Source organism: Pseudomonas imrae (genome assembly GCF_046352735.2).
Lineage (GTDB): Bacteria > Pseudomonadota > Gammaproteobacteria > Pseudomonadales > Pseudomonadaceae > Aquipseudomonas > Aquipseudomonas imrae.
Genome location: NZ_CP110853.2, coordinates 3,152,961 through 3,174,438 on the forward strand (window position 1 = coordinate 3,152,961; position 21,478 = coordinate 3,174,438).

Here is a 21,478-nt window from a genome sequence, read left to right on the forward strand (position 1 = left end):
CACTCTGTGACTGAATCATGTAGGGCGATAACACCAGTACATAAGGGACTGGTGCGGCTATTGTACGGGTTTGTGTACCCGTTGCCACACGGCAACCTTCCTTCGTAGAGGGTAGCCAAGCACTTTATTCATGCATTTCAATTTGAGCATGCATTGTCTTTGCTGACAAAGGCTTATGACCTGTTTTTATGAGTCTGCACAAGCTTTGCCAAGGATCACCGCTCATCTGTCAGTCAATTGCCCCTGACTTGACGCGATTACGACCACATCCCTGTAACAGAGTTGCAGAAACACTCGCTAACGCATCAGCACACTGATTGTGCAATCAAGCTGGCCGCGCCGCTCCTGGTCGACAATAATCAACTTTCATCACGACCGGCCAAGGCCTGTCACCGCCCTCCCCTTCCTTAAGCCTGAATACCATGCTCACCTGGTTGCAACGCAACAACCTGACTTTCCCACCGCTGGAAAAAGCTATGCGCGAACCCAACGGTTTGCTTGCAGCCGGCGGAGACCTGTCCGCCGATCGATTGATCCAGGCCTACCGCCATGGATGCTTCCCCTGGTTCTCGGAAGGCCAGCCGATTCTCTGGTGGTCGCCCGATCCACGTACAGTATTATTTCCCGAGCAATTGCATGTCTCGCGCAGCCTGGGCAAGTTGCTGCGCCAACAGCGCTATCAGGTCACCTTTGACCAGGACTTCGCCGCCGTTATTCAAGCGTGCGCTGCGCCCCGCAGCTACGCAGACGGGACCTGGATCACCGAAGCGATGCAGAACGCCTATCTGCAACTGCACCAACGCGGCTACGCCCATTCAGTTGAAGTTTGGGACGGGAGCGAGCTGGTCGGCGGCCTTTACGGTCTGGCCATGGGCCAACTGTTCTTTGGCGAGTCGATGTTCAGCCGCGCCGACAATGCATCGAAATTCGGCTTCGCAATCCTGGCCAGGCAATTGCAGGCCTGGGGCTTCGTATTGATCGACTGCCAGATGCCCACCGACCACCTGCACAGTTTGGGCGCCCATGCCATACCCCGCAGTGCCTTTGCCGCCTTCCTGCGCGATCACCTAGACCAGGCCAGCGGCGCACCATGGGTTTCTTAGGCGACTTCCCCGCACCTGGCTTACACTTGTTTCAAAGCTTACCCGAGGGCTGATCATGACCGAGCTGGCGCGCTTGAAGTTTTATGCCACTCAACCTCACTCTTGCAGCTATCTGCCCGATGAGCAGGCCACCACGCTGTTCCTCGACCCCAGCCAGCCAATGGATGTGCATGTATATGCCGACTTGTCAGAGATGGGATTCAGACGCAGTGGCGACCACCTTTACCGACCCCATTGCCAGAACTGTAACGCCTGCGTGCCGGCGCGCATTCCTGTGGACCAGTTCCTGGCGGACCGAAACCAGAAACGCATCTTTAAACGCAACGCCGACCTGACAGTGACACCTGCGAAGCCAGGATTCAGTGAAGAATATTTCGACCTTTACCAACGCTACATCGAACAACGCCACGCCGATGGAGACATGTTCCCACCCAGTCGCGACCAGTTCTCTACCTTTCTGGTGCGTGAGCTGCCTTTTTCGCGCTTCTACGAGTTTCGCCGTGAAGGCCAATTGCTGGCGGTCGCTGTCACTGACCTTCTGCCCAACGGCCTGTCGGCGGTCTATACCTTTTACGAACCCAACGAAGAGCGCCGTAGCCTGGGACGCTTCGCCATTCTCTGGCAAATCGGCGAGGCACGCCGCCTGAAGCTGGAGGCGGTGTACCTTGGATACTGGATCAAGAACTGCAAAAAAATGAACTACAAGACCCAATATCGGCCCATTGAGCTGCTGATTAATCAAAGATGGGTCACACTTAACTAGAACCCCTTGGCTTGAACACCCTTTTTCGGGCACAATGCACGCCGCTTTTGCCTGGCGCAGTTGCACCGGGCCATTCACTGGATACCGAGGGCTTTACTGCATGTCGAAAGAAGACAGCTTCGAAATGGAAGGCACTGTCGTCGACACCCTGCCCAACACCATGTTTCGTGTGGAGTTGGAAAATGGGCACGTCGTAACCGCGCATATCTCCGGCAAGATGCGCAAGAACTACATTCGTATTCTTACCGGTGACAAAGTGCGCGTCGAGCTGACGCCCTATGACTTGAGCAAAGGGCGCATCACTTACCGCGCTCGCTAAACAAGTCAATACAAAACGCCCGGCTATGCCGGGCGTTTTTGTTTGCAGGAGGGGCTTGCTCCCTCCTACATTTGATCTCCATTGCCTGGCAACTACATTTCAAACAGCAAAAAGGCGCCTTTCGGCGCCTTTTGCGTTACTGCAGAACGATCAGGCCATTTCAGCCGTGGTTTCGAACTCGAAGGTCAACTCGCCATCCTTCAGGTCGATATGCACCACGCCACCATGGTCGGACAGCTCACCAAACAGGATCTCTTCGGCCAATGGCCGCTTGATCTTGTCCTGGATCAGACGTGCCATTGGGCGAGCCCCCATAGCGGCGTCGTAGCCTCCTTCGGCAATCCAGCTGCGCGCCGCTTCAGTCACTTCCAACTGCACACGCTTGTCTTCCAACTGCGCCTGAAGCTCGGTAAGAAACTTATCCACCACGCTCTTGATAACCTCATGACTGAGGCGACCAAACTGGATAATGGTATCCAGGCGGTTACGGAACTCAGGCGTGAAGCTCTTCTTGATCACTTCCATTGCATCGGAAGAGTGATCCTGATGAGTGAAGCCGATCGAGGCTCGCGCCGCCGTTTCGGCACCGGCGTTGGTGGTCATGATCACGATTACGTTACGGAAGTCCGCCTTGCGCCCGTTGTTGTCGGTCAAGGTCCCGTGATCCATGACCTGCAACAGCAGGTTGAAGACTTCCGGGTGAGCCTTTTCAATTTCATCGAGCAACAATACGCAGTGCGGTTGCTTGGTGATCGCCTCGGTCAACAGACCGCCCTGATCGAAGCCGACATAACCAGGGGGCGCACCGATCAGACGCGATACGGTGTGACGTTCCATGTACTCGGACATGTCGAAACGCACCAGCTCGATGCCCATGGCCTTGGCCAACTGCCGCGCAGCTTCGGTCTTGCCGACCCCGGTAGGCCCGGCAAACAGGAATGAACCGACCGGCTTGTCTGGCGACTTCAGGCCCGCACGGGACAACTTGATCGCCGTCGACAGCGAATCGATGGCCGCGTCCTGGCCAAACACCGTCAACTTCAGATCGCGTTCCAGGTTGCGCAGCAGTTCCTTATCGGAACTGGTGACATGCTTGGGCGGAATCCGCGCGATTTTCGCCACGATATCCTCGACCTGAGGCACGTCGATACGCTTCACTCGCTTCTCGACCGGCTGCAGGCGCTGATAGGCCCCCGCCTCGTCGATCACATCGATGGCCTTGTCCGGCATGTGCCGGTCATTGATATAGCGCGAGGCCAACTCGGCGGCTGCACGCAGGGCTTCATCGCTGTATTCGATGCCATGATGCGCCTCGAAGCGCCCCTTGAGCCCCCGCAGGATACCGATGGTGTCTTCAACCGACGGCTCGGAGACGTCAACTTTCTGGAAGCGACGCGCCAAGGCACGGTCCTTCTCGAAGATGCCACGAAATTCCTGGAACGTGGTCGAACCAATGCAACGGATATCACCCGAGGACAACAGCGGCTTGAGCAGGTTGGAAGCATCCATCACTCCGCCTGAAGCAGCGCCCGCACCAATGATGGTATGGATTTCATCAATGAACAGGATTGCCTGCGGACGTTTTTTCAGCTCGCCAAGCAATGCCTTGAAACGCTTCTCGAAGTCGCCACGGTACTTGGTCCCGGCGAGCAACGCGCCCAGGTCAAGGGAGTAGACTACGCTGTTGGCCAGCAAATCCGGAACCTGGTTATCAACAATACGCTTGGCCAGGCCTTCGGCAATCGCGGTTTTACCCACGCCTGCCTCGCCCACCAGCAGCGGGTTGTTCTTGCGACGACGAGCGAGGATCTGCGCTACGCGCTCAACCTCGCTCTCGCGCCCCACCAGCGGATCGATCCGCCCCTGGCGCGCCAGCTCGTTAAGATTGCTGGCGTAGGCGTCCAACGGGTTGCCTGAAGAAGAAGACTCACCGCCCTCGTCGTCCTGCATATCCTGCTCGCCCTCGGAATGATCGCCCTGCCCTGGCACTTTCGAGATGCCGTGAGCGATGTAGTTAACGACATCGATACGGGCAACACTCTGCTGCTTGAGCAAGAACACTGCCTGGCTTTCCTGCTCGCTGAAGATCGCAACCAATACATTGGCGCCCGTGACTTCGCGCTTGCCGGAGCTCTGTACGTGAAAGACAGCACGCTGCAATACACGCTGGAAGCCCAGCGTAGGCTGGGTTTCACGGTCCTCGTCATGAACGGGGATCAGTGGCGTGGTGGAGTCGATAAACTCCTGCAGATCATGCTTGAGCTTGTCGAGGTTGGCGCCGCACGCCCGCAAAACGGTGGCGGCAGCTTCATTATCCAAAAGTGCCAACAGCAGGTGCTCGACAGTCATGAACTCATGACGTTTCGAGCGAGCCTCCTTGAAGGCAAGATTAAGGGTGACTTCGAGCTCGCGGTTTAACATAGCTTCACCTCATACCCAAGTGGTCGGAGTTAACCGTCCTTCTCGATTTCACAGAGTAGCGGATGCTGGCTTTCCCTGGCGTACTGGTTGACCTGCATGGCCTTGGTCTCGGCGATGTCGCGGGTAAACACTCCACACACTGCCCGTCCTTCTGTATGAACGGCCAGCATCACCTTGGTCGCCAACTCGCGGTTCAGGTTAAAAAACACCTCGAGCACTTCGACGACAAAATCCATCGGCGTGTAGTCATCATTGAACAAAACCACCTTGTACATCGGCGGCGCCTGTAGAGCAGGCTTTGCCTCCTGAACCGCGATGCCTGCAGAACCGTCGTCATGTTCGTGATCATCAGGATGATCCTTATGGAAAGTCGGGCGATCCTGATTGAATGTTAGTCGAATCTGGCTGATTGCATGCATGGAAAGAAAAGTTCGTCAGTTGTGCAAATACAGTGGTGGGGGCGACCTGTCAGAAATTCAACTCCGACCGATTGGTCACCTTGACTATCGGCAAAACGGTGTTACAACCAATAGAACCCACAGTGGGTAAAAAAGGTCCGCGCAGTCAACCTAATTTATTCGGGTTAGGACGGATAAACTGGATGATACTCCAGTGATGGAGTCTGGTGCAGAGGGATATGAGCATGGCAAGCGGTAAGGTCAAGTGGTTCAACAATGTCAAAGGGTTCGGCTTCATTAATGAAGACGGCAAGGATGAAGACCTTTTTGTGCATCACTCAGCGATCGAGATGGACGGGTACAGAACACTAAAGGCGGGTCAGACTGTTACCTTTGAGATCAATCAAGGGCCAAAGGGGCTTCAAGCCGTGAAAATAGAATGCATCACAACGACTGAAAAGCACGTCGAAAAATCCTCGTCAGAGCAATTCGACAAGGCAGAAAGAACCATGCTGTCGAAGAAGCAACAACCTGCATGATCAGCCGCTGAGAAAATGCCCCATAAAACAACGGCCTCCCAAAACATCAGGATGGCCGTTTTTTTATAACCGCAGCCTTACATATGTGAAATCAACGCATCACCAAAGCCCGACGACGAGACCAGCTTGGCGCCCTCCATCAAGCGCTCGAAGTCGTAGGTGACAGTCTTGGCCGAAATCGCACCGTTGGTGCCCTTGATAATCAAGTCCGCAGCTTCGGTCCACCCCATATGGCGAAGCATCATTTCCGCGGACAGAATCAGCGAACCCGGATTGACCTGGTCCTTGCCGGCATATTTTGGCGCGGTACCGTGGGTAGCCTCGAACATAGCCACGGTATCGGACAAGTTGGCGCCCGGCGCAATACCAATCCCGCCCACTTCTGCCGCCAAGGCATCGGAAAGATAGTCACCATTGAGGTTCAGAGTGGCAATCACATCATATTCGGCCGGCCGCAGCAGGATCTGCTGAAGCATGGCGTCGGCGATAGCGTCCTTGACCACGACGTTCTTGCCGGTGCGCGGGTTCTTGAACTGCATCCACGGCCCACCATCAAGCAGCGTCGCGCCAAACTCTTGCGCCGCTACCTCATAAGCCCACTCCTTGAAGGCACCTTCGGTGAACTTCATGATGTTGCCTTTATGCACGATAGTCAGCGACTCGCGATCGTTATCGACGACATATTGCAGGGCTTTGCGCGCAAGGCGCTTGGTGCCCTCCTTGGAGACAGGCTTGACGCCGATGCCGCAATCCTGATCGAAACGGATCTTGGTGACCCCCATTTCTTCCTTCAGGAACTTGATGACCTTGATCGCCTCCGGGGAGCCGGCTTTCCACTCGATCCCGGCATAAATATCCTCGGAGTTCTCACGAAAGATCGTCATGTCCACATCGCCAGGTTTCTTGACCGGGCTCGGCACACCTTCAAACCAGCGCACTGGCCGCAGGCACACATAAAGATCAAGCTGCTGACGCAGGGCAACGTTAAGCGAACGGATCCCACCACCGACCGGCGTGGTCAGAGGCCCCTTGATGGAGACCACGTAATCCTTGACCGCATCCAGGGTTTCCTGGGGCAGCCAGGTGTCCTGATCGTAAACCTGAGTAGCCTTTTCGCCGGCGTAAACCTCCATCCAGGAAATCTTGCGCTTGCCGCCGTAAGCCTTGTCAACAGCCGCATCGACAACCTTGATCATCACCGGACTGATGTCGACGCCAATACCGTCACCCTCGATGAAAGGGATGATCGGGTTGTCAGGAACATTGAGAGAATGGTCTGCATTGACGGTGATTTTGTCGCCGACTGCCGGAACCTGAATCTTCTTGTATCCCATGCTGAACTCCGTTTGTGGATTAAACATCTGGCTGCGTCCGAGCCTACTCCAGTTAAATGTGGACTGAAACCTCAGGCCCGGCAAATTTGCTGCGAAAAAGGTCGATTTAGTTGCCTACAAGCTTGAAATAAAAGGGAAAACCGCCAAACTTGAGCATTCAATGCGACTTTAGGCTCAAACCAGCCCCTGCGACCTTTAGACCAATGGACGACACTCCTTTTGTATGAAGGCTCGGCGTAAGCATAGCGACCTATGTATAATGCCGCCGCTGACCAAAGAGTCACGACGGCCGACGGCTCTAAACTGAGCCCCTCCGCCCGAAAAGCAGGGTTACTACAGTAATCCACCCGCTTGACGCTCGACTGATGCAACCCAACATCACCGCGAAGAAACATCGACATTTCGCTCATGGATGACTTTGAACGAACGCGCTTTACCCGGCGCATCTCGAGTTTCTGCGCACGCTTTTAGCAAAGAAGAGAGTTAATCCGAATATGCCCACCCGCTCGAAGATCATCTATACCTTCACCGACGAAGCCCCAGCCCTCGCCACCTATTCACTGTTGCCTATCGTGGAAGCCTTCACCGCTTCTGCTGATATTGCCGTTGAAACCCGCGATATCTCCCTCGCAGGGCGCATCCTCGCAAGCTTCCCCGAGCAACTGGGCACCAAGGCCGTACCGGACCACCTCGCCGAACTGGGCGCGCTGGCCATTACCCCTGAAGCCAACATCATCAAGCTGCCTAACATCAGCGCTTCGACTCCGCAGCTGCAAGCCGCGATCAAAGAGCTGCAAGCCCAGGGCTATGCCCTGCCGGACTACCCGGAAACCGTAACCACCGACGCGGAAAAAGAAACCCGCGCTCGTTACGACAAGGTCAAGGGCAGCGCCGTAAACCCGGTCCTGCGCGAAGGCAACTCCGATCGTCGCGCACCGCTGTCGGTCAAGAACTACGCACGCAAGCACCCACACAAAATGGGCGCCTGGGCTCAAGACTCCAAGTCCCACGTCGCTCACATGAGCACCGGTGACTTCTACGGCAGCGAAAAAGCCGTTCAGATCGAAGCGGCCGATGCCGTCAAGATCGAGTTGATCTCCAAGGACGGCACCGCCACCGTCCTCAAAGAAAAAACCAACGCCCAAGCCGGTGAGATCCTTGATTGCTCGGTTATGAGCAAAAACGCCCTGCGCGCGTTCATTGCCCGCGAAATCGAAGACGCCAAGCAACAAGGCGTGCTGCTGTCGGTTCACTTGAAAGCTACCATGATGAAGGTCTCCGACCCGATCATGTTCGGCCAGATCGTCGCCGAGTTCTATAAAGATGCCCTGGCCAAGCACGCCGACGTGCTGGCGCAGATTGGCTTCAACCTGAACAACGGCATCGGCGACCTGTACGCTCGCATCAAGGCCCTGCCGGCTGACCAGCAAGCTCAGATCGAAGCTGACATCCAAGCGGTCTACGCCGCGCGCCCTTCCCTGGCGATGGTCAACTCCGACAAAGGCATCACCAACCTGCACGTGCCAAGCGACGTGATCGTCGACGCTTCGATGCCGGCGATGATCCGTGACTCCGGCAAGATGTGGGGCACCGACGGCCAACTGCACGACACCAAGGCTGTAATCCCGGATCGCTGCTACGCCACTATCTACCAAGCGGTCATTGAGGACTGCAAGGCCAATGGCGCCTTCGACCCAACCACCATGGGCAGCGTGCCGAACGTTGGCCTGATGGCGAAAAAAGCCGAAGAGTACGGCTCTCACGACAAGACCTTCCAGATCAAGGCTGACGGCGTCGTCCGCGTCACCGACAGCAAGGGCAACCTGCTGATGGAACAGGCTGTCGAGGCCGGCGACATTTTCCGCATGTGCCAGACCAAAGACGCACCGATCCAGGACTGGGTCAAATTGGCCGTCAACCGCGCCCGCGCCAGCAACACCCCGGCCATTTTCTGGCTGGACCCACTGCGCGCCCATGACGGTGTCGTGGTCGAGAAAGTCCAGGCCTATCTGAAAGACCACAACACCGAAGGCCTGGACATTCGCATCATGTCGCCAGTCGATGCGATGAAGTTCACCCTGGAGCGTACCCGCAAGGGCCTGGACACCATCTCGGTGACCGGCAACGTTCTGCGTGACTACCTGACCGACCTGTTCCCGATCATGGAACTGGGCACCAGCGCCAAGATGCTCTCCATCGTGCCGCTGATGAACGGCGGCGGCCTGTTCGAAACCGGCGCCGGCGGTTCGGCTCCGAAGCACGTGCAGCAACTGGTGGAAGAGAACTTCCTGCGCTGGGATTCCCTGGGCGAGTTCCTGGCCCTGGCCGCCTCCCTTGAGCATTTGGGTGTGACCTACAACAACCCGAAAGCCTTGGTATTGTCCAAGACCCTGGACCAGGCCACCGGCCAGTTCCTCGACAACAACAAGTCGCCATCGCGCAAAGTCGGCAACATCGACAACCGCGGCAGCCACTTCTACCTGGCGCTGTACTGGGCTCAAGCCCTGGCCGCCCAGACCGAAGATACTGCACTGCAAGCGCAGTTCAGCGAACTGGCAAAAAACCTGACCTCGAACGAAGCAACCATCGTTGCCGAGCTCAACGCCGTACAGGGCAAGCCAGTGGACATCGGCGGCTACTACGCGCCAAGCCCAGAGCTGACCAGCAAAGTCATGCGCCCAAGCAACACCCTCAACGCGGCAATTGCCAAGTTGAAGTAAAGTTGTAAGGATGCAAAGAAGCCCCGGCCTTGTGCCGGGGTTTCTGTTTCCGGACACTGCGATTTTGCCGAAGAAACCGGATCAAAATGTGTGCGGGCTTGCTCGCTCCCACACTGGCCGCGTCACACTCTGAATCGAGGCTTTTAATGACCTGGCAACCCCACATCACCGTCGCCACCATCGTCGAAGACAAAGGCCGCTTCCTGATGGTCGAGGAACTCAAGGGCGGCCGCGCCGTGCTCAACCAGCCGGCCGGCCATCTGGACCCGAATGAAACCCTGACCGAGGCCGCCGTACGCGAAACCCTCGAAGAAACCGGCTGGGATGTCGAAGCCTGCGGCATCGTCGGGATCTACCTGTACACCGCCCCCAGCAACGGCGTGACGTACCAGCGGGTGTGCTTTATCGCCAAAGCCTTGAAACACTACCCCGACTATCAACTGGACGAAGGCATTGTTCGCGCGCGCTGGCTGACTCGCGACGAATTGATAGCCTTGCGCGACAACTGGCGCAGCGAGCTGATCATCCGCTGTATCGATGATTATCTGGCAGGCTTTCGTCACAGTCTCGAATTGATCCGCCCTTCTCTTTAGCCTTGCGCGCTCCAGCCTGCTAGAATCGCGTCCTTTTCAAAGACGCCCGTTAAAATCCTATGCGTGATCCAGCCCCTTCTGACACACAAAAGAAGCGCGTCATCGTCGGCATGTCCGGCGGCGTGGATTCTTCCGTTTCCGCCGTTCTGCTCATGGAGCAGGGCTATCAGGTGGAAGGCCTGTTCATGAAGAACTGGGAAGAAGACGATGGAACGGAATATTGCACCGCTATGGACGACCTGGCGGACGCCCAGGCGGTTTGCGACAAGATTGGCATCAAGCTGCACACTGCCAACTTCGCCGCCGAGTACTGGGACAACGTGTTCGAGCACTTCCTGGCCGAATACAAGGCCGGCCGCACGCCAAACCCGGACATCCTGTGTAACCGCGAAATCAAATTCAAGGCGTTCCTCGATTACGCCATGATGCTGGGTGCCGATCTGATTGCCACTGGCCACTACGTGCGCCGCCGCGATATAGATGGTCGCACCGAGCTGCTTAAAGGCCTGGACCCGAACAAGGACCAGAGCTATTTCCTGCACGCCGTCGGCGGTGAACAGATCGCCAAGACCCTGTTCCCGGTGGGCGAGCTGGAAAAGCCTGAAGTACGCAAGATTGCCGAGAAACACGGTCTGGCTACTGCCAAGAAGAAGGATTCCACCGGGATCTGCTTTATCGGCGAGCGCCGTTTCAGCGACTTCCTCAAGCAGTACCTGCCAGCGCAACCGGGCGAAATCAAAACCACTGAAGGCGAAGTTATCGGCCGTCACCATGGCCTGATGTACCACACCATAGGTCAGCGCCAAGGGCTGGGCATTGGCGGTTTGAAAGACGCCGGCGAAGAGCCGTGGTACGTACTGGTCAAGGACCTGGATAACAACGAGCTGATTGTCGGCCAGGGCAACGAGCACCCGTTGTTGTTCTCCGGCGCCCTGCTCGCTTCGGAAATCTATTGGGTCAACCCGATCGACCTGAGTGCGCCACGCCGCCTGACCGCCAAAGTTCGCTATCGCCAGAGCGACCAGCCGTGCACCCTGGAAAAAACCGCCACTGGTTACCGCGCTACCTTTGATGACCCGCAACGCGCAGTCACCCCAGGCCAGTCCGTTGTGTTCTATGACGGCGAAATCTGCCTGGGCGGCGGCGTGATTGAAGTCGCGCAAGCCTGGAGCAACCCGGCATGAGCCAGACCCAGGAGCAACTAACGGCGCTGGGCGGGGTTTTCCTCGCCGCAGTGCTGGTGGACAAGATCGCCAAGACCGGCCAGGTCACCGAGTCGGGCCTGACCTGCATGCTTGGCAGCCTGCTGATCCGCGATCCCAAGGACACCCTGGAAGTCTACGGCGGCGACGACCTGGCCCTGCGCGAAGGCTATCGCGCACTGATCGGCGCCCTCGAACGCGATCCCAGCACCCTGCAACGCGAGCCGCTGCGCTATGCATTATCGATGCTTGGCCTTGAGCGCCAACTGGCCAAACGTGACGACCTGCTGGAGACCATCGGCAAGCGTCTGCCGCAAATCCAGTCCCAGGTCGAACATTTCGGCCCGGCCCACGAAAACGTGGTCGCAGCCTGTGGCGCCCTGTATCAGGACACCTTGAGCACCTTGCGTCAGCGGATCCAGGTCCACGGTGACATGCGCAACCTGCAACAACCGAACAACGCCTCGAAAATCCGCGCCCTGCTGTTGGCCGGCATTCGTTCTGCTCGGCTGTGGCGGCAATTGGGCGGCCATCGTTGGCAACTGGTCATCAGTCGTCGCAAATTACTTAAAGAGCTTTACCCGTTGATGCGCAACGAATAAGTCGCGCCAGTAGGCCCTTTTTCAAGTCGTCACGCGTAATACGCCGGTCAGTTGGCAACGGACCGGCGGATTTTTTCATGTATGATACGCGCCCCTATTTCGTTGCCCGACTGTCCGAGAGCACCCCATGCAGCTTTCTTCGCTCACTGCGGTTTCCCCTGTTGACGGCCGCTACGCCGGCAAAACCCAGGCCCTGCGCCCGATTTTCAGCGAATACGGCTTGATCCGTGCTCGTGTCCTGGTTGAAGTGCGCTGGCTCCAGCGCCTGGCCGCTCACCCCGCCATCAGCGAAGTGCCGGCGTTCTCCGCCGAGGCCAACGCTGTATTGAACACCCTGGCGGAAAACTTCTCCCTGGAGCACGCCGAGCGTGTCAAAGAGATCGAGCGCACCACCAACCACGACGTAAAAGCCATCGAATACCTGCTCAAAGAGCAAGCAGCCAAGCTGCCGGAACTGGCCCAGGTCAGCGAGTTCATCCACTTTGCCTGCACCAGCGAGGACATCAACAACCTGTCCCACGCCCTGATGCTGCGCGAAGGCCGTGATGATGTGATGCTGCCACTGATGCGCCAGACTGCCAACGCCATCCGCGAACTGGCGATCCGCTTCGCCGATGTGCCAATGCTGTCACGCACCCATGGCCAGCCGGCCTCGCCGACCACCTTGGGCAAAGAACTGGCTAACGTGGTTTACCGCCTGGAGCGCCAGATCGCTCAAATCGCTGCCGTACCGCTGCTGGGCAAGATCAATGGCGCCGTAGGCAACTACAACGCCCACCTGTCGGCCTATCCCGAGATCGACTGGGAAGCCAATGCCCGCGCCTTCATCGAAGACGAGTTGGGCCTGGGCTTCAACCCATACACCACGCAGATCGAGCCGCACGACTACATCGCCGAACTGTTCGATGCCATCGCGCGCTTCAACACCATCCTGATCGACTTCGACCGCGACATCTGGGGCTATATCTCCCTGGGCTACTTCAAGCAGCGCACCATTGCCGGTGAAATCGGCTCCTCGACCATGCCGCACAAGGTCAACCCGATCGACTTCGAAAACTCCGAAGGCAACCTCGGCATCGCCAATGCCCTGTTCCAGCACTTGGCCAGCAAATTGCCGATCTCCCGCTGGCAGCGCGACCTGACCGACTCCACCGTACTGCGCAACCTCGGCGTGGGCTTCGCCCACAGCGTGATCGCGTACGAAGCGAGCCTCAAAGGCATCAGCAAACTGGAACTCAACGAGCAGAAAATCGCCGCCGACCTGGATGCTTGCTGGGAAGTGCTGGCCGAGCCGATCCAGACCGTGATGCGTCGCTACAACATCGAAAACCCGTACGAAAAGCTCAAAGAACTGACCCGCGGCAAAGGCATCACCTCTGATGCGCTGCAAACGTTCATCGACGGCCTGGAGATGCCAGCCGCCGCCAAGGCCGAGCTGAAACTGCTCACCCCGGCCAACTACATCGGCAATGCTATAGAGCAAGCAAAACGCATTTGATTGCGGCTCGAGCCTTTGAGACGCCCGGCAGCGCCGGGCGTTTTTATTCCAGTCTGAAAAGTGATTTTTTTCAATAGGTTACACATGAATCCTGATATTCCTCTTCAACTTCTAGGTGGCATCACTGCACGGGAATTCCTGCGCGACTACTGGCAGAAAAAACCCTTGCTGATCCGCCAGGCCATCCCTGATTTCGAAAGCCCGATCGACGCCGACGAACTTGCCGGCCTGGCCCTTGAAGAAGAAATCGAGTCGCGCCTGGTGATCGAGCACGGCGAGCGCCCCTGGGAGCTGCGTCGCGGCCCGTTCGCCGAGGATGCCTTCAGCAGCCTGCCCGAGCGCGACTGGACGTTACTGGTACAAGCCGTCGACCAGTTCGTACCGGAGGTTGCCGAACTGCTGGAAAACTTCCGCTTCCTGCCGAGCTGGCGGATTGACGATGTGATGATCAGCTTCGCCGCTCCCGGTGGCAGCGTGGGCCCGCACTTCGATAACTACGACGTATTCCTGCTGCAAGGCGCCGGCAAGCGTAACTGGAAAATCGGCCAGATGTGCGACTCCGAGAGTCCACTGCTGCAACATGCTGACTTGCGCATACTGGCGCAATTCGAAGAAACCGCCGAATGGGTGCTTGAACCAGGCGACATGCTTTATCTGCCGCCGCGCCTGGCCCATTGTGGTGTTGCGATCGATGACTGCCTGACCTATTCGGTAGGCTTTCGTGCGCCGAGCGCCGCTGAAGTACTGACCCACTTCACCGACTTCCTCAGCCAATACCTGCCTGACGAAGAACGTTACACCGACGCCGATGCCCAGCCAGCCATCGACCCGCATCAAATCCAGCATGACGCCCTGGACCGCCTCAAGGGCCTGCTGGCCGAGCACATGAGCGATGAGCGCATGTTGCTGACCTGGTTCGGCCAGTTCATGACCGAACCGCGCTACCCTGAGCTGGTGACAGGCCCGGAACTGGAAGAAGACGACTTGCTGGGCAGCCTGGAGCAAGGTGCGGTGCTGATCCGCAATCCAAGCGCACGCCTGGCCTGGTCCGAAGTCGATGACGACCTGTTGCTGTTCGCCAGTGGCCAGAGCCGTTACCTGCCAGGCAAGCTGCGCGAGCTGTTGAAAATGATTTGCGCGGCCGACGCCCTGCACATCGACAACCTCGGCAAATGGCTGGCGGATGAAGATGGCCGCGACCTGCTGTGCGAACTGGTCAAGCAAGGAAGCCTGGGGTTTGCCGATGAATAAAATTCGCGTACATGTCGCCGACTGGCAAAAGGATATCGCCGAAATTCGGCGCATTCGTGAAGCGGTATTTATCGCTGAGCAATCGGTTCCACCTGAGCTGGAGTGGGACGCAGACGACGCAGGAGCCATGCATTTCCTCGCGTTCGAAGGCGACTTTCCTATCGGTACTGCGCGCCTGCTGCCCAGCGGCGAGATCGGTCGTGTGTCGGTCCTCAAGGACTGGCGCGGGCTGAAGGTTGGCGACAAGCTGATGGAAGCGGTGATTGGCGAGGCCGAGAAACGCGGCCAGACCAGACAGTTCCTCAGTGCACAGGTTTATGCTGCGCCATTCTATGAGCGGCTGGGGTTCAAGATCGTCAGTGACGAGTTTCTTGAAGTCGGGATTCCGCATGTGGATATGGTGCGCGGGAGCTGATTCGGGACCGCGCTACCCCCTTCGCGAGCAATCTCGCTGCCACATTTGACCCCGCTCCACAGGATATACTCAGTCAAGTGTGGGAGCGGGCTTGCTCGCGAAGGCTATTTAAGCAGAACTACAAATGCCCTGCCATGCCAGAGCATTTTGCCGTCTACGATTCAACTTGCGAGCCGCCAGGCCGACAAACTGGCACTATCAAGACTAATGACTCGCAGAGATAACGGACATGTCCCTAGGCACCCTGCTCACCGCCCTCCTCCTGACCGCCAGCTTCGCGTCCGTGGCCGACACCGAAGTCGTCAACCTGAGCAACCGCACCAGTGCTGACCTGCTGCCCGTAGCGCAGAATTTCGTAGGCAAGGACGGCACCGTAAGCGCCTATGGCAACCAACTGATCGTGAATGCCGATCCCGGCAAGATCCAGGACCTGCGCGCCCTTCTCGCCCAACTCGACACACCCGCCAAGCGCCTGCGGATCACCGTCGACACCAACGAAAACCACCAACAGACCAATACCCAAGTCATCACCTACAACACGCAAAGCCGTGATGGCGGCATCCAGCAGATCCAGGCCAGCGAAGGCGTACCCGCATTGATTCAAGTGGGCCAGAGCGCGCCCCTGACCACAACCCAGCCAGATATCTACGGCCGCCCGCAATACCAGACCCAGTACCGTGATGTCACCCAAGGCTTCTACGTGACTGCCAGCATTACCGGTGAGACCGTGCACCTGAACATCAGCACCAATCGTGACCGCATGAATCAGGAGCACCCCGATGTAGTGAATGTGCAAAGCACCGACACAACGGTCAGTGGACGCCTGGGCGAATGGATTACCCTCGCCGGCATCAGCCGCCAAACCCAAGCCGACAAATCAGGCGCAACCCGCACTTACTCGACTCAAGGGCGTGATGACCTGACGTTGCGGGTCAAAGTCGAGACCCTGAACCAAAGCACCAAAAACTGACCGACGAGTCGTATAAGACTAAAGATGTAGTGCTCTAAAAAAAGCACTACAAAACATTTGACGATCCAAAAAAGCATGGGCATGATGGCCTCGCTCCCGCTAATCAGAGGCCCCGGCAAGGGCCTTCGGATCGTCGCTCTAAGCTACCCACCTGAGCCGATTCGTGTCTGTACCGCCCACAAGGTGTGTTTGACTTTGGTTGCGACTGGAACGAAGTTGTCCCGAGGGACGGAAGCGTAACTAGGTAACCTGGCAACACACTGTTGGATCGTATGAAGGCCCACGACGCCCGAAGACTGTTCTCGGTTCGCCGCTACCTGCTCACTTCCCCCTTGAGCCCATCGTTCCCTTGTCGTCTTCCCCGTCAAACCTGACTTGGCCGCCTAAGCTTCTGATCAGCGAGCAGCCACGCCCATGCATTGAATGCACGGCGGCTAACGGAATTTTCCACCCAAGACGTGATGAGGTTTTTCTCCATGGCACTGACACGCGAACAGCAAATTGCAGCCCTTGAAAAAGACTGGGCTGAAAACCCACGCTGGAAAGGCGTGACACGCGCTTACTCCGCTGCTGACGTCGTCCGCCTGCGTGGCTCGGTTCAACCTGAGCACACCTTTGCGAAACTGGGCGCAGAAAAGCTGTGGAACCTGGTCACCCAGGGCGCCAAGCCATCCTTCCGTCCCGAAAAAGATTTCGTCAACTGCATGGGTGCCCTGACCGGTGGCCAGGCCGTGCAACAAGTCAAGGCCGGCATCCAGGCAATCTACCTGTCTGGCTGGCAAGTGGCTGCAGACAACAACTCCGCCGAGTCCATGTACCCTGACCAATCGCTGTACCCGGTAGACTCCGTGCCGACCGTGGTCAAGCGCATCAACAACTCGTTCCGCCGCGCCGACCAGATCCAGTGGAAAGCCGGTAAAGGGCCGGGCGACGAAGGCTACATCGACTACTTCGCCCCGATCGTGGCCGACGCAGAAGCTGGTTTCGGTGGCGTACTGAACGCCTACGAACTGATGAAGAGCATGATCGAGGCAGGTGCTGCTGGCGTTCACTTCGAAGACCAACTGGCTTCCGTGAAAAAATGTGGCCACATGGGTGGCAAGGTGCTGGTCCCGACTCAGGAAGCCGTGCAGAAACTTACCGCTGCCCGTTTGGCCGCCGACGTTGCTGGCACACCAACCATCATCCTCGCCCGCACCGACGCCAACGCGGCTGACCTGCTGACTTCGGACTGCGACCCGTACGACCAACCCTTCGTGACTGGCGAACGCACTCAGGAAGGCTTCTACAAAGTTCGCGCCGGCCTCGACCAGGCTATCGCTCGTGGCCTGGCCTATGCGCCATACGCCGACCTGATCTGGTGCGAAACCGCCAAGCCGGACCTGGACGAAGCCCGCCGCTTCGCCGAAGCGATCAAGAAGGAATACCCGGACCAACTGCTGTCCTACAACTGCTCGCCGTCCTTCAACTGGAAGAAGAACCTGGACGACGCGACCATCGCCAAGTTCCAGCGCGAACTGTCCGCTATGGGCTACAAGCACCAGTTCATTACCCTGGCGGGCATTCACAACATGTGGCACAGCATGTTCAACCTGGCGCATGACTACGCCCGCAACGACATGACAGCCTACGTGAAGCTGCAAGAGCAGGAATTCGCCGACGCCGCCAAAGGCTACACCTTCGTGGCGCACCAGCAGGAAGTGGGCACCGGCTACTTCGACGACATGACCACCGTGATCCAGGGCGGCACCTCGTCCGTGACCGCGCTGACCGGTTCGACCGAAGAAGAACAGTTTCACTAAGTAGCTGACTACACGGCCATTGCGGGCCCGATAGAAAGCTAACCGCAGTGCCGCACGATCTGACGCCCCGACTGGTTCGGGGCGTTTTTTTGTCCTGAAAAAATCTCTCCTGGCCCAATGAAGATCAAAATGCATGGGCTTGCCCGCTCCCACAATGAAAATGCGCTCAGCCTGTTGTTTTTGCGCAAAACCTTGATCCAGAGCGGTATTTGTTCAGGAAAAATCAGTTAAAAGTTGCGCGCTTGCAACTTGCGCCAAACAGCCAAGTAACAACAACTTTCCCCGCGACGCGCTCAACACTCGCTTAAAACCCTCGCAAACAATATTCATTATCATTTGGAGCAATAAAACATCGTTACACAGCAAACAAAACATATTTGATGAAAATCAAGCTAATGCCCGCAGTGTCTGGGCTACAGCCCCATAAAGGTGCACTATGTCCTTCTTTCAGCGAATAAATTAGCTACAGGAATTTTACTTGCTGGGTGTTTAGCCATAAAATCACCGCGATTGATTGCGCTGCGACATATCGTCACTGCGTCGTTACTTTTTCGAGCTCAGAGACCCTTGCTCTCTGTTAAGGATTACCAGCATGCCCGAAGCGACAGGACTCATGGCCCACAACTGGGGCTTTGCCATTTTCCTTCTTGGCGTCGTCGGCCTCTGTGCCTTCATGCTCGGCGTATCCAGCCTCCTGGGGTCAAAAGCCTGGGGTCGCAGCAAAAACGAACCGTTCGAGTCCGGCATGCTGCCTACAGGTGGCGCCCGCTTGCGGCTCTCAGCCAAATTCTATCTGGTCGCGATGCTCTTCGTGATCTTCGATATCGAAGCCCTATTTCTCTTTGCCTGGTCTGTGTCCGTCCGCGAAAGCGGCTGGACCGGATTTGTCGAAGCTCTCATTTTCATAGCAATTCTGTTGGCAGGCCTTGTCTACCTATTTCGAGTGGGCGCCCTTGACTGGGCTCCGGAAGCTCGTCGCAAGCGGCAAGCGAAGCTGAAACAATGAGGCTTTGGCGATGCAATACAATCTCACCAGGATCAACCCGGATGCTCCTAACGAGCAGTACCCCATTGGCGAACGGGAAACCGTTTCCGATCCGTTAGAAGATCAAGTCCACAAAAACATCTACATGGGCAAGCTGGAAGACGTGCTGAGCGGTGCGGTCAACTGGGGGCGTAAAAACTCCCTGTGGCCGTACAACTTCGGCCTTTCGTGCTGCTACGTGGAAATGACCACCGCCTTCACGGCGCCCCATGACATCGCGCGCTTTGGCGCCGAAGTTATCCGGGCATCACCGCGCCAGGCGGATTTCATGGTTATCGCCGGCACCTGCTTTATCAAGATGGCGCCGATCATTCAGCGTCTCTACGAGCAAATGCTCGAACCGAAGTGGGTTATCTCCATGGGTTCGTGCGCCAACTCCGGTGGCATGTACGACATCTACTCCGTGGTCCAGGGAGTGGACAAGTTTCTGCCCGTGGACGTCTACGTGCCTGGCTGCCCGCCCCGCCCTGAAGCATTCCTGCAAGGCTTGATGCTGCTGCAGGAATCGATTGGCAAGGAGCGTCGCCCACTTTCCTGGGTTGTCGGAGATCAAGGCGTGTACCGCGCCGAGATGCCGTCACAAAAGGAACAGCGCCGCGAACAGCGAATCGCAGTCACCAACCTGCGCAGCCCCGACGAAGTCTGATCCAGACCGCTTCTTCTATAGAACGAAAACCTGGCTTCATTCTTTACGTTGACCGAAAGCGATAAAAAACCATGACTACAGGCAGTGCTCTGTACATCCCGCCTTATAAGGCAGACGACCAGGATGTGGTCGTCGAACTCAATAACCGTTTTGGCCCTGACGCCTTCACCGCGCAGGCCACACGTACCGGTATGCCGGTGCTGTGGGTGGCGCGCGCCCGGCTCGTCGAAGTCCTGACTTTCTTGCGTAACCTGCCCAAACCGTATGTCATGCTTTATGACCTGCATGGCGTGGACGAGCGTTTGCGCACCAAGCGTCAGGGCCTGCCGAGCGGCGTTGACTTCACTGTGTTCTATCACTTGCTGTCGATCGAACGTAACAGTGACGTGATGATCAAGGTCGCGCTGTCCGAGAGCGACCTGAGCGTCCCGACCGTGACCGGTATCTGGCCAAACGCCAACTGGTACGAACGTGAAGTCTGGGACATGTTCGGCATCGACTTCCCCGGCCATCCTCACCTGTCGCGCATCATGATGCCGCCGACCTGGGAAGGTCACCCGTTGCGCAAGGATTTCCCGGCCCGTGCCACTGAATTCGACCCGTTCAGCCTGACCCTCGCCAAACAGCAGTTGGAAGAGGAAGCCGCGCGCTTCCGCCCTGAAGACTGGGGCATGAAGCGTTCCAGCACCAACGAGGACTACATGTTCCTCAACCTGGGCCCAAACCACCCTTCGGCTCACGGTGCCTTTCGTATCATCCTGCAACTGGACGGCGAAGAGATCGTCGACTGCGTGCCGGACATCGGCTACCACCACCGTGGTGCCGAGAAGATGGGCGAGCGCCAGTCGTGGCACAGCTACATTCCCTACACCGACCGTATAGACTACCTCGGCGGCGTGATGAACAACCTGCCGTACGTGCTCTCGGTCGAGAAGCTGGCCGGCATCAAGGTACCGGACCGCGTCGACACCATCCGCATCATGATGGCCGAATTCTTCCGCATCACCAGCCACCTGCTGTTCCTGGGTACCTATATCCAGGACGTCGGCGCCATGACCCCAGTGTTCTTTACCTTCACCGACCGCCAGCGCGCCTACAAGGTGATCGAAGCCATCACCGGCTTCCGCCTGCACCCGGCCTGGTATCGCATCGGAGGTGTCGCCCACGACTTGCCACGCGGCTGGGAAAAGCTGGTCAAGGAGTTCGTGGATTGGTTGCCAAAACGCCTCGACGAATACACCAAGGCCGCCCTGGACAACAGCATCCTCAAGGGCCGGACCATCGGCGTCGCTGCCTACAACACCAAAGAGGCCCTGGAATGGGGCGTCACCGGTGCAGGCCTGCGTTCCACCGGTTGCGATTTCGACCTGCGTAAGGCGCGTCCTTACTCCGGCTACGAGAACTTCGAATTCGAAGTGCCACTGGCCGCCAACGGCGATGCCTACGACCGCTGCATGGTCCGCGTCGAAGAGATGCGCCAAAGCATCAAGATCATCGACCAGTGCATGCGCAACATGCCGGAAGGCCCGTACAAGGCGGATCACCCGCTGACCACGCCGCCGCCCAAAGAGCGCACGCTGCAACACATCGAAACCCTGATCACACACTTCCTGCAAGTTTCGTGGGGCCCGGTGATGCCGGCCAACGAATCCTTCCAGATGATCGAAGCGACCAAGGGTATCAACAGTTATTACCTGACGAGCGATGGCGGCACCATGAGCTACCGCACCCGGATTCGCACTCCAAGCTTCCCGCACTTGCAGCAGATCCCTTCGGTGATCAAAGGCGAGATGGTCGCGGACTTGATTGCGTACCTGGGTAGTATCGATTTCGTTATGGCCGACGTGGACCGCTAAG

General features: G+C 57.5%; 19 protein-coding genes. 16 read left to right on the plus strand and 3 right to left on the minus strand.

All coding sequences use genetic code 11. From position 1 onward, the window contains the following. Positions 1-422 precede the first annotated feature (422 nt). The 3 genes from aat (at position 423) to infA (ending at position 2,185) form a co-directional block, all read left to right on the plus strand. The gene (aat, locus tag OQ460_RS14030) at positions 423-1,103 is read left to right on the plus strand and encodes a leucyl/phenylalanyl-tRNA--protein transferase (protein WP_410018066.1); all 681 of its coding nucleotides are present in this window, start codon (positions 423-425) and stop codon (positions 1,101-1,103) included. Positions 1,104-1,158: 55 nt separating this feature from the next. Beyond that, positions 1,159-1,866: an arginyltransferase gene (locus OQ460_RS14035; protein WP_410018067.1), complete on the plus strand. Its 708-nt coding sequence runs from the start codon at positions 1,159-1,161 to the stop codon at positions 1,864-1,866. A gap of 100 nt (positions 1,867-1,966) precedes the next feature. Next, positions 1,967-2,185: a translation initiation factor IF-1 gene (gene infA / locus OQ460_RS14040; RefSeq protein ID WP_002553999.1), complete on the plus strand. Its 219-nt coding sequence runs from the start codon at positions 1,967-1,969 to the stop codon at positions 2,183-2,185. 150 nt (positions 2,186-2,335) lie between these two features. Here infA and clpA read toward each other — a convergent pair whose 3' ends face one another. Next, positions 2,336-4,606, minus strand: a complete 2,271-nt coding sequence (clpA, locus tag OQ460_RS14045) for an ATP-dependent Clp protease ATP-binding subunit ClpA (protein ID WP_410018068.1) — start codon at positions 4,604-4,606, stop codon at positions 2,336-2,338. 29 nt (positions 4,607-4,635) lie between these two features. Continuing rightward, entirely contained in the window at positions 4,636-5,025 is a 390-nt protein-coding gene (clpS, locus tag OQ460_RS14050; protein ID WP_410018069.1) for an ATP-dependent Clp protease adapter ClpS, read from the minus strand. A gap of 224 nt (positions 5,026-5,249) precedes the next feature. Here clpS and cspD point away from each other — a divergent pair, with 224 nt between their 5' ends. Then, positions 5,250-5,543 carry a cold shock domain-containing protein CspD gene (gene cspD / locus OQ460_RS14055; protein WP_410018070.1) on the plus strand — a complete coding sequence of 98 codons (294 nt, stop codon included), beginning with the start codon at positions 5,250-5,252 and terminating at the stop codon, positions 5,541-5,543. Positions 5,544-5,620: 77 nt separating this feature from the next. Here cspD and icd read toward each other — a convergent pair whose 3' ends face one another. Next, entirely contained in the window at positions 5,621-6,877 is a 1,257-nt protein-coding gene (gene icd / locus OQ460_RS14060) for an NADP-dependent isocitrate dehydrogenase (protein ID WP_410018071.1), read from the minus strand. Positions 6,878-7,371: 494 nt separating this feature from the next. On the opposite strand from icd, the gene OQ460_RS14065 reads away from it, so the two are divergent. From OQ460_RS14065 to nuoC, 12 genes are all read left to right on the plus strand, one after another. Beyond that, the gene (locus OQ460_RS14065) at positions 7,372-9,597 is read left to right on the plus strand and encodes an NADP-dependent isocitrate dehydrogenase (RefSeq protein WP_410018072.1); all 2,226 of its coding nucleotides are present in this window, start codon (positions 7,372-7,374) and stop codon (positions 9,595-9,597) included. A 146-nt stretch (positions 9,598-9,743) separates the two neighbouring features. Further along, positions 9,744-10,190 (plus strand): NUDIX hydrolase, encoded by a 447-nt coding sequence (locus OQ460_RS14070; RefSeq protein ID WP_410018073.1) that lies wholly within the window; start codon positions 9,744-9,746, stop codon positions 10,188-10,190. Positions 10,191-10,249: 59 nt separating this feature from the next. Next, entirely contained in the window at positions 10,250-11,374 is a 1,125-nt protein-coding gene (gene mnmA, locus OQ460_RS14075; RefSeq protein ID WP_410018074.1) for a tRNA 2-thiouridine(34) synthase MnmA, read from the plus strand. After that, a complete protein-coding gene (hflD, locus tag OQ460_RS14080) occupies positions 11,371-11,994 on the plus strand; it encodes a high frequency lysogenization protein HflD (RefSeq protein ID WP_410018075.1) in 624 nt (207 codons plus the stop codon). Before mnmA ends, hflD begins: the two co-directional genes overlap by 4 nt. Before the next feature lie 127 nt (positions 11,995-12,121). Continuing rightward, the gene (purB, locus tag OQ460_RS14085) at positions 12,122-13,492 is read left to right on the plus strand and encodes an adenylosuccinate lyase (protein WP_410018076.1); all 1,371 of its coding nucleotides are present in this window, start codon (positions 12,122-12,124) and stop codon (positions 13,490-13,492) included. Between the two features lie 84 nt (positions 13,493-13,576). Then, a complete protein-coding gene (locus OQ460_RS14090; RefSeq protein ID WP_410018077.1) occupies positions 13,577-14,743 on the plus strand; it encodes a JmjC domain-containing protein in 1,167 nt (388 codons plus the stop codon). Next, entirely contained in the window at positions 14,736-15,158 is a 423-nt protein-coding gene (locus OQ460_RS14095) for a GNAT family N-acetyltransferase (protein WP_410018078.1), read from the plus strand. Before OQ460_RS14090 ends, OQ460_RS14095 begins: the two co-directional genes overlap by 8 nt. 229 nt (positions 15,159-15,387) lie before the next feature. Then, positions 15,388-16,128 (plus strand): secretin N-terminal domain-containing protein, encoded by a 741-nt coding sequence (locus tag OQ460_RS14100; RefSeq protein WP_410018079.1) that lies wholly within the window; start codon positions 15,388-15,390, stop codon positions 16,126-16,128. 476 nt (positions 16,129-16,604) lie between these two features. Further along, positions 16,605-17,930 (plus strand): isocitrate lyase, encoded by a 1,326-nt coding sequence (gene aceA, locus OQ460_RS14105; RefSeq protein ID WP_053121621.1) that lies wholly within the window; start codon positions 16,605-16,607, stop codon positions 17,928-17,930. A 592-nt stretch (positions 17,931-18,522) separates the two neighbouring features. Then, complete coding sequence (locus OQ460_RS14110; RefSeq protein WP_339528451.1) at positions 18,523-18,936, plus strand: NADH-quinone oxidoreductase subunit A; 414 nt, start codon at positions 18,523-18,525, stop codon at positions 18,934-18,936. 10 nt (positions 18,937-18,946) lie between these two features. Next, complete coding sequence (locus OQ460_RS14115) at positions 18,947-19,621, plus strand: NuoB/complex I 20 kDa subunit family protein (protein WP_124401061.1); 675 nt, start codon at positions 18,947-18,949, stop codon at positions 19,619-19,621. Between the two features lie 71 nt (positions 19,622-19,692). Further along, positions 19,693-21,477, plus strand: a complete 1,785-nt coding sequence (gene nuoC / locus OQ460_RS14120) for an NADH-quinone oxidoreductase subunit C/D (protein ID WP_410018080.1) — start codon at positions 19,693-19,695, stop codon at positions 21,475-21,477. Position 21,478: the final 1 nt, after the last annotated feature.

Excerpts from the sequence above, each read along its gene's own strand:
- purB (WP_410018076.1), top strand. The coding sequence starts at position 12,122 with ATGCAGCTTTCTTCGCTCACTGCGGTTTCCCCTGTTGACGGCCGCTAC.
- nuoC (WP_410018080.1), top strand. The coding sequence starts at position 19,693 with ATGACTACAGGCAGTGCTCTGTACATCCCGCCTTATAAGGCAGACGAC.
- aat (WP_410018066.1), top strand. The coding sequence starts at position 423 with ATGCTCACCTGGTTGCAACGCAACAACCTGACTTTCCCACCGCTGGAA.
- OQ460_RS14100 (WP_410018079.1), top strand. The coding sequence starts at position 15,388 with ATGTCCCTAGGCACCCTGCTCACCGCCCTCCTCCTGACCGCCAGCTTC.
- mnmA (WP_410018074.1), top strand. The coding sequence starts at position 10,250 with ATGCGTGATCCAGCCCCTTCTGACACACAAAAGAAGCGCGTCATCGTC.
- aceA (WP_053121621.1), top strand. The coding sequence starts at position 16,605 with ATGGCACTGACACGCGAACAGCAAATTGCAGCCCTTGAAAAAGACTGG.
- OQ460_RS14115 (WP_124401061.1), top strand. The coding sequence starts at position 18,947 with ATGCAATACAATCTCACCAGGATCAACCCGGATGCTCCTAACGAGCAG.
- icd (WP_410018071.1), bottom strand. The coding sequence starts at position 6,877 with ATGGGATACAAGAAGATTCAGGTTCCGGCAGTCGGCGACAAAATCACC.
- hflD (WP_410018075.1), top strand. The coding sequence starts at position 11,371 with ATGAGCCAGACCCAGGAGCAACTAACGGCGCTGGGCGGGGTTTTCCTC.
- OQ460_RS14090 (WP_410018077.1), top strand. The coding sequence starts at position 13,577 with ATGAATCCTGATATTCCTCTTCAACTTCTAGGTGGCATCACTGCACGG.
- OQ460_RS14035 (WP_410018067.1), top strand. The coding sequence starts at position 1,159 with ATGACCGAGCTGGCGCGCTTGAAGTTTTATGCCACTCAACCTCACTCT.
- OQ460_RS14110 (WP_339528451.1), top strand. The coding sequence starts at position 18,523 with ATGCCCGAAGCGACAGGACTCATGGCCCACAACTGGGGCTTTGCCATT.
- clpS (WP_410018069.1), bottom strand. The coding sequence starts at position 5,025 with ATGCATGCAATCAGCCAGATTCGACTAACATTCAATCAGGATCGCCCG.
- infA (WP_002553999.1), top strand. The coding sequence starts at position 1,967 with ATGTCGAAAGAAGACAGCTTCGAAATGGAAGGCACTGTCGTCGACACC.
- OQ460_RS14095 (WP_410018078.1), top strand. The coding sequence starts at position 14,736 with ATGAATAAAATTCGCGTACATGTCGCCGACTGGCAAAAGGATATCGCC.
- OQ460_RS14065 (WP_410018072.1), top strand. The coding sequence starts at position 7,372 with ATGCCCACCCGCTCGAAGATCATCTATACCTTCACCGACGAAGCCCCA.
- clpA (WP_410018068.1), bottom strand. The coding sequence starts at position 4,606 with ATGTTAAACCGCGAGCTCGAAGTCACCCTTAATCTTGCCTTCAAGGAG.
- cspD (WP_410018070.1), top strand. The coding sequence starts at position 5,250 with ATGGCAAGCGGTAAGGTCAAGTGGTTCAACAATGTCAAAGGGTTCGGC.
- OQ460_RS14070 (WP_410018073.1), top strand. The coding sequence starts at position 9,744 with ATGACCTGGCAACCCCACATCACCGTCGCCACCATCGTCGAAGACAAA.